This is a genomic window from Pinirhizobacter sp., assembly GCF_035317885.1.
Lineage (GTDB): Bacteria > Pseudomonadota > Gammaproteobacteria > Xanthomonadales > Rhodanobacteraceae > Pinirhizobacter.
Map to the genome: position 1 here is coordinate 1 of NZ_DATHFX010000044.1, position 4,807 is coordinate 4,807.

Consider the following 4,807-nt stretch of genomic DNA (forward strand, 5'->3'; position numbering starts at 1 on the left):
TTATGTAGATGCGCTGCGCGCCGCGGACTGGACCTTGCCCATCATCTCGGCAGCCGTCCCCAAGGGCACCGCCGAAGCCGGCCCTTCCGGCCTGAAGATGGCCGGACCCTACGACTGGATACCGCCAGCCTATTGGTACGCCGACAAGCTGGGTGGCGCTTTCGGCTTCGACTCGGAGGTCAGTGCCGGTGCTGACATCCCGCGGCTGGAGGATGTGCAGCGCATGCTCTCGCCGCAGGAGCAGGAAGCCCTTTGGAAGTACCCGGAGGCCAGGCAATACCACGCATCGGCCGATTGGTCGACGTTCGCGGTACTGACGCCGTTCGACAAGGCACTGGCCCATCGCTACGGCGCACCGACGAACCTTGCCGATTACGTTGCCAAGGCCCAGCTGGACAACTACGACAACACCCGCGCGCAGTTCGAGGCTTTCAATGCGCGCATGGACGCCGACAACCCCGCCACCGGCGTGATCTACTGGATGCTCAACAACGCGTGGCCGTCGTTGCATTGGCATCTGTACGACTACTTCATGAATCCCGCCGGCGCTTATTTCGGCGCCAAGAAAGCCAACGAACTGCTACACATCCAATATTCGTACGATTCGAAGGACATCGTGCTGGTGAACCACGCGCTTGACGATGTGCATGGCCTTCAGGTGCGCATCCGCGTGCGCAACCTGGATGGCAGCGTGCACTTTGACAAGAGCCTGAAAGACATTGACCTGGCGGGAAACCGCACACGGAAACTTCAGACGCTTCCAGCCGTCGCCGGCCTGTCCCCGGTTTACTTCATCGAGCTGGAGCTCTCGTCCTCCGACGGCAAGCCTGTGAGCCGCAATGTCTACTGGCTGCCTGCCGAACCAGACGTGCTCGACTGGGCGAAGTCGAACTGGTACCTCACTCCGGTGACCAAGTATGCGGACCTGACCACGCTACAGTCCTTGCCCGCCGCGACCAGCCAGGTCCGCGCCACGACCCGGCACGAAGGAAACGAGGATGTCACCACGGTCGAGCTGACGGTACCGGCATCGTCCAAGGCCCTGGCGCTCCAGCAGCACGTATCGATCAGGCAGGGTGCCAAGGGCGATCTTGCGTTGCCGATACTGTGGAATGACAATGACGTCACGCTTTGGCCCGGGGAATCGATCGTCCTCACCGCGCGATACGCTTCAAAAAAGGCAGTCGTGCCGATGGTCGAGGTCAGCGGGTGGAACGTACCGCTACAGAGTGTTCCGGCTAACGGAACGGGGCATTGAAGACGGAAGGGCTTCCATGGCACGCGTGACCATCAACGATGTCGCCCGGGTCTCGGATACCTCGAAGAAGACCGTATCGCGGGTATTGAACAACGAGCCGAACGTGCGCGACTCGGTGCGCGATCGCGTGCTGTCGGCCGTGGCGGAACTCAACTACCGGCCGCTGACCTCGGCGCGCAGCCTGGCGACGAACCGGTCGTTCATGATCGGCCTGCTCTACGACAACCTGTCGCCCAGCTACATCATGGAAGTACAGGCCGGCGTGCTCGAAGCATGCGAGGCCAGGCACTACAGCATGATGGTGCAGCCGCTGGTGTCGACGGCGCCGGACTTCGTCGACCGCGTCGAAGGCATCCTCTCGCGGCACCGGCCCGATGGGCTGATCCTTACGCCCCCCATTACCGACCATCCGAAGTTGCTCGATCACCTGCGCAAGGCCGAGATCCCGTTTGCATCGATCGCGCCGCGCCACTCCAAGGGCTGCATTGGCGTAATCCTGCGCGAGCGCGAAGCCGCGGCGGCGATGGTGGACCATCTTGTATCGCTTGGCCACCGCCGCATCGCCCACATCATTGGCCCCCCCAAGCACGGCGCGGGCATCTGGCGCCTTGCCGGTTACCGCGACGGCCTGAAGCGTGCGGGGCTCAAGGAAATTCCTGCGTACATGGTCCAGGGCCAGTTTTCCTTCGAGTCGGGCGTGGCCGCCGCGCGTCAGTTGCTCGCACTGAAAAACCGGCCAACCGCCATTTTTGCGGCCGACGACGACATGGCCGTCGGTGCGATCTGGGCAGCCGCGGAGGCCGGGGTTTCGGTTCCCGGCGATATGTCCATCTGCGGCTTCGACGACACCACGATCGCCACGCAGGTGTGGCCACCGCTGACCACCGTGCACCAACCCGTGCGCGAAATGGGCAAGCGTGCCACCGAGGAGCTTTTGCTTCGCGTGCTTGACAAGGGGGAAGCCCGCATGGTCGAAGTGGGCTATGAAATGCGCGTACGCGCATCGACGGCACCTGCGCCCTGACCGGCCGCCAGAGCGCTGCCCACGCCACCGATCCATAGGAGAAAAGCCCAGATGCCTGCCACGCCTGACGCCAGCAGTTCACAGCCAAAGTTCCACTTCATCTCCGGGCTACCGCGCGCAGGCACCACGTTGCTGGCCGCCATCCTCAACCAGAATCCGCGCTTTCGCGCCGGCATGACCAGCCCGCTTGCCGACATCATGGGCGTGGTGATGGCCGAGGCAAGCAGCAAGAACGATTTCTCGTTCGATGTCTCCGACGAGCAACGCGTCGCCATGTTGCGCGGGCTGGTGGAGAGCTTCTACTCAGCCCAGGCTGGGGTCAGCGTGGTGTTCGACACAAGCCGATTGTGGTGCAGCCGCATGCAGTTGCTCGACACGCTATTCCCTGGCGTAAAGGTGATCGCCTGCGTACGCCAGCTGGCCTGGGTGCTCGACAGCATGGAGCGACTGGTGCGCAAGCAGCCTGTCAGCGTCAGCAAGATATTCCGCTTCGACACCAATACCACGGTGTACTCGCGCGTCGAGGCGCTGACCGATCCGCGGGGCATGGTGGGATTCGCCTACCAGGCGACCAAGGAGGCATTCTATGGCCCGCATGCGAAAGACCACCTGCTGATGCTGAGCTACGAAAGCCTCGCGGCCGATCCTGTCGCGGCCATGCGCGCGGTCTACAAATTCCTCGACGAGCCCTGGTTCGAACACGACTTCGACCATATCGAGTACAACGCGGACGAGTTCGATGCCCGCGTCGGCATGCCCGGCCTGCATTCGGTCCGGGCGAAGGTCGAGTCGATCGAGCGCCAGCCCGTCCTGCCGCGCGAGATCTTCGGACGCTTCGCGAACGAAGCGTTCTGGATGGATCCGAAGAACAACGTCAACCAGGTTCCCATCGTTTAAGGACTATTGGTCGGGTTAGTTGCCGATAGTGAACGGCAACAGCAAAAACGAAATCAGCATGGGCCCGGCGATCGTCAGCACAAGGCCCGTTACTACCGCCATGGGCACAATCGAGGGCGGGCACGTGACCCTGATGATCGGCAGGACGGAATCCATGGACGCCGCTCCGCCGCTTGCTACGGCGGCCACGGGCATCCGGCGTCCCATGGCGTAAAGCAGAACCAACGCCATTAACTCGCGAAAGAGATCCGTCAAGAGCGCCATGGACCCATACGACGAGCCCAGGAAGGTCGACACCAGCGGGCCCGACATCGAGAACCAGCCGAATCCAGAAGAAAGCGCGAGGGTGATCCGCATTGGCTCATCCACGACGAAGGAAGCAGCCACGCCTCCAAGCGCAGAACCGATGAGGACCAGGGCAGGAACCAGCATGATTTTCCAGGTCAGGCTTTCACGCCCCAACTTCACCATCGACAAGTCGACGCCAACAAGAAGTATCAGGAAAAGCAGGAACCAGTACGTCGCCGTTGCGATACCTTCTCCATCGATGGCGAAGAAAACGTTGCGCGATGCCAAAACTCCAACGGCCACCACCGCAAGGGGGGCAAGGCAATCGAAGGTTACGCGCACGGCCCTGGAAAAGACGTTGCCGTCGTTCGAGATGGACCCAGCGCGGAAGGCTGTGCGAAATGCCAGGGCGCAGAGCACGACCGAGGCAATGGTCGAGAGCAGGGCAAGCGTGAAAGCCGACCGTACCAACCAGCCAAGCAACGGCATGTTGGCAAGCACCGGCCCGGCCTCGATGCCGACCAGGAACATAAGCACTAAGACGCAAGGAACAATCATCTTCGACGCCGCCGCCCTGACACGACGACCGCACGCCTGGCCGACGATCACACCCCCTCCGAGGGCAATGACAATGGGCAGCAACACCTCCGCCAGATTAAACACCGTCTGCCTCATCAGGTACTCGCCTACACTGGCGCGACGACCTAACGTACGAAGTAATCCTTCCGTAGGGAACCGGTAACTGACTGAAATTTACGACGGTTAGAATCTTTTCAGACGGTTAGAAGCTATTTGATGTAATTGAACAACGTCAGCTGCTGCGCTTTCACGAACACCTGCTGCGAGGCACTAAGCGCCGCCGACTGCAGCGACAGCTGGCTGATCGCCGTGGCGGGGTCCGCGTCCGTTACCGCCGTCAGGGCGTTGGTGTACGAAACCTTCAGGTCCGCGTAAGCCGAACTCTGCTGGTCCAGCGTATTCATCCGCGCACCTACCAGCACTTGCGTGTTGGTGACGGCGGACTGCGTGGAGTCGAGCGATTCGATCTGGCGGTTCATCGTGTTATTCAACGAAGCGCCGGTGGCGCCGCTGTTCAACGCGTTGATCATGTTGTTGAGCGTGCCGAAAATGTCCTGGTCCTGGCTCTTGCCCACGGACACGCTGTCCCCCGCCGCCGGGGTGCCGGTCATGGCGATGGTCATGCCGTTGAAGCTGATGTTGTCCCCGTCCTTGTAGGTGCCGCCCACGGGGTTGCCGCTGGCGTCCACGACCGGGTTGCCGCCGGCGTCCGTCGCCGTCCAGTTGCCCGCTCCGTCGAAGTTGATGGTGTAGCTGCCATT

Annotated in this window: 4 protein-coding genes and 1 pseudogene; 3 read left to right on the plus strand and 2 right to left on the minus strand. The window is 62.0% G+C overall.

Annotated elements, in window-relative coordinates; all coding sequences use genetic code 11:
- The 3 genes and pseudogenes from VK519_RS01350 to VK519_RS01360 form a co-directional block, all read left to right on the plus strand.
- A pseudogene (locus tag VK519_RS01350) lies at window positions 1–1,258 on the plus strand (glycoside hydrolase family 2); the annotation flags it as partial.
- A gap of 16 nt (window positions 1,259–1,274) precedes the next feature.
- Window positions 1,275–2,282, plus strand: a complete 1,008-nt coding sequence (locus VK519_RS01355) for a LacI family DNA-binding transcriptional regulator (protein WP_324346932.1) — start codon at window positions 1,275–1,277, stop codon at window positions 2,280–2,282.
- A gap of 51 nt (window positions 2,283–2,333) precedes the next feature.
- A complete protein-coding gene (locus tag VK519_RS01360) occupies window positions 2,334–3,179 on the plus strand; it encodes a sulfotransferase family protein (RefSeq protein ID WP_324346934.1) in 846 nt (281 codons plus the stop codon).
- Window positions 3,180–3,194: 15 nt separating this feature from the next.
- Here VK519_RS01360 and VK519_RS01365 read toward each other — a convergent pair whose 3' ends face one another.
- Both VK519_RS01365 and VK519_RS01370 read right to left on the minus strand, forming a co-directional pair.
- The gene (locus VK519_RS01365) at window positions 3,195–4,142 is read right to left on the minus strand and encodes a LysO family transporter (protein WP_324346935.1); all 948 of its coding nucleotides are present in this window, start codon (window positions 4,140–4,142) and stop codon (window positions 3,195–3,197) included.
- A 113-nt stretch (window positions 4,143–4,255) separates the two neighbouring features.
- On the minus strand, window positions 4,256–4,807 hold a 552-nt coding region (locus VK519_RS01370; protein ID WP_524538969.1), incomplete at its 5' end, for a flagellin family protein.

Excerpts from the sequence above, each read along its gene's own strand:
- VK519_RS01355 (WP_324346932.1), top strand. The coding sequence starts at position 1,275 with ATGGCACGCGTGACCATCAACGATGTCGCCCGGGTCTCGGATACCTCG.
- VK519_RS01360 (WP_324346934.1), top strand. The coding sequence starts at position 2,334 with ATGCCTGCCACGCCTGACGCCAGCAGTTCACAGCCAAAGTTCCACTTC.
- VK519_RS01365 (WP_324346935.1), bottom strand. The coding sequence starts at position 4,142 with ATGAGGCAGACGGTGTTTAATCTGGCGGAGGTGTTGCTGCCCATTGTC.